This is a genomic window from Methylibium sp. (genome assembly GCF_013817365.1).
In the GTDB taxonomy this organism is placed as follows: Bacteria; Pseudomonadota; Gammaproteobacteria; order Burkholderiales; family Burkholderiaceae_C; genus Methylibium.
In genome coordinates this window covers 1-2636 of sequence record NZ_JACDCU010000514.1, presented here as the reverse complement: position 1 = coordinate 2636, position 2636 = coordinate 1, and the positions used below count along the sequence as shown (strand labels likewise).

2 protein-coding genes are annotated in these 2636 nt (G+C 67.9%); both read right to left on the bottom strand.

Annotated features, from left to right (window positions below):
- Positions 1-392: 392 nt before the first annotated feature.
- Entirely contained in the window at positions 393-746 is a 354-nt protein-coding gene (locus H0W38_RS20660) for a hypothetical protein (protein WP_292457724.1), read from the bottom strand.
- Between the two features lie 81 nt (positions 747-827).
- Positions 828-2288: an ATP-dependent RNA helicase DbpA gene (dbpA, locus tag H0W38_RS20655; RefSeq protein WP_292457723.1), complete on the bottom strand. Its 1461-nt coding sequence runs from the start codon at positions 2286-2288 to the stop codon at positions 828-830.
- Between the last annotated feature and the right edge of the window lie 348 nt (positions 2289-2636).

Here is a 2636-nt window from a genome sequence, read left to right as displayed (position 1 = left end):
TCCTGAGCGTTCGCAGAGGCGTCACCTGCCGCCGAGGCAGCCGGGTCGTCATTGCCGCCGCCGCCACAGGCGACCAGCGCAAGCGAGAACAGCAATGCCCCGGCAGTGCTCGGCTTGGGCGGCTCGGCTTGCAACTGTTCATTCGTGATCATGGAATCGACTTCTCCAAGGTTTGTGCGACTTCTCTCGCTGCCACCAGAAACTTGGACAGCAGTGAGCACTTCGGTGCGCACGATTGCGCATCTCGAGCGGGCGCATTTGACGCTTGTTGCCGCTGCGCCTTCAAGTCGCAACGGCAACACTGGTATCAAGAAGTCGTGTCCGCAAGCGGGTGCCGGCGGCTGAACCGAGGCGCTCGCGCTGCGCTCGCTGCTTCGGCCGAAGCAGCGCGTTCAGTCGATGAACACAGCCCGCACGATGCGCCACTCCTGCGGGCCGGACAGGCTGCGCGAGCAGCCCAGCGCTTCCGGTTCGGAGCCCGCCTTCAGGTCCGAGCGCGAGCGGTCGCCCGTGCCGGTGCCCATGTGGTAGCGGTCCAGCCACACGCGCAGCGTGCGGCTCGGATGGGTGTTCTTCACCAGGATCTGCACGCCGTTGCGCGAGACGCAAAGGCCGACGAAATCTTCGACGAAGGCCACGTGTTGCCGTGCGTCTTCCTTGTCACCCGTTTGCGCGGCCACCGGCCCGGCGAGCGTGCCGAGCGCCAGCACCGCGGAAAAGATCGTCGTCGAGAACCGGTGAGTCACGCCGTTGCTCCTTGCGTCAGGACGCCCGGAGTGTCGCAAATCGATCCGCCCGAGCGCAGGGCAGGGATTGCCGCGCAGCGCTCAGGCCGGCGCGTCGCTGAGCCGTCGCGCCTTGACGCGCTTGCCCTTGACCTTGACCTCGTTCAGCCGCCGCAGCGCATCGGGCGCAATGCCGCGCTCCACCGCCACGTAGGTCGAAAACTCCACGACATTGATCTTGCCGATCTGCGCGGCGGCAAAGCCCGCCTCGCCGGTGAGCGCGCCCAGCACGTCGCCCGGGCGGATCTTTTCCTTGCGCCCGCCGAGGATCTGCAAGGTGACCATCGGCGCACGCAACTTCCCGCTGCCGCTGGGCTGGAGCTCGCCGAGCGGGTGCCACTCCGACTCGCGCCCCTGCAGCAGCTCGATGTTGCCCACGCGCCCCATCTCGTCGAGGCTGGCCAGGCTCAGTGCCCAACCGGCCTCGCCGGCGCGGCCGGTGCGCCCGATGCGATGGATGTGCAATTCCGGCTCGGGGGTCACGTCGACGTTGATCACGGCCTCGAGCTGTGCGATGTCCAGGCCACGGGCTGCCACGTCGGTCGCGACCAGCACCGAGCAGCTTCGGTTGGCGAACTGCACCAGCACCTGGTCGCGTTCGCGCTGCTCCAGGTCGCCATGCAGGGACAGCGCCTCGAAGCCCTGGGCCGCGAGCACGGCGACCAGATCGCGGCATTGCTGTTTGGTGTTGCAAAAGGCCAGGCTGCTCGCCGGGCGGTAATGGTCCAGCAGCAGAGACACGGCGTGCAGCCGCTCGTTCTCGCGCACCTCGTACCAGCGCTGGCGAATGGTGGCGCCGGCATGCTGCTGCACGAGCTTCACTTCCTTCGGCTGACGCAGGAACTGCTGGCTCAGCTTGACGATGCCCGGCGGATAGGTGGCAGAGAAAAGCAGCGTCTGGCGCTCCTTCGGGCAAGCCTTGGCCACCGTGGCGATGTCGTCGAAGAAGCCCATGTCGAGCATGCGATCGGCCTCGTCGAGCACCAGCGTGTTCAGTGCATCGAGCGCCAAACTGCCGCGCTGCAGGTGATCGAGCAGCCGCCCCGGCGTGCCCACGACGACATGCGCGCCGTGTTCCAGGCTGGCGAGTTGCGTGCGGATCACGGCGCCGCCGGCCAGGGCAAGTACCTTCAGGTTCTCCTCGGCCCGCGCCAAGCGGCGGATCTCCTGCGTGACCTGGTCGGCCAACTCGCGCGTGGGTACCAGCACCAGCGCCTGCACCGCGCGCCGGCGCGGGTTCAGGCGGGCGAGCAACGCCAGCGCAAACGCCGCCGTCTTGCCGCTGCCGGTTTGCGCCTGGGCGATCAGGTCGTGGCCGGCCAGCGCGAGCGGCAGGCTGGCCGCCTGGATCGGCGTCATGTCCGTGTAGCCGAGCAGCGCCAGATTGGCCAGCACGGCGGGGGCGAGCGCGAGCGTGCTGAAGGAGGCCGGGCCGGGGGGCGTCTCGCGAACGGCGGAAGAAGGTGGGCTCGCCGCAGGTGCAGGCGCAAGGGAAGGATTCATCGGTGAATTATCCGGACTGATGCTCGAGACAACGCGCCCGCGCGTTCACGCGCCTGCAGCCTGGCACCGAACTGAACCGGCTTCTCGCGCCGATGTGCCTGTTGGCCAGCAAAGAAGGCCCCCCGAGGGGCCCGTGGTTTCTGGCCCTTTCAAACCCGAGGTCAGACCCGGTCTACCGGTCCACGATAGCCAGGCTGCTGTCGGTCCACAGGGGGTCTTCACCGTCGCCGCCTTCCTTGCGGTCGGCGTGAAACTCGCGCAGGTTCATCAGTTCCGTCAACACCGCGGTGGCGAAGCCTTGGCGTCCGCCGCGCTGGTCCAGGATCAGGGAAGAAAGAACACGCTCCG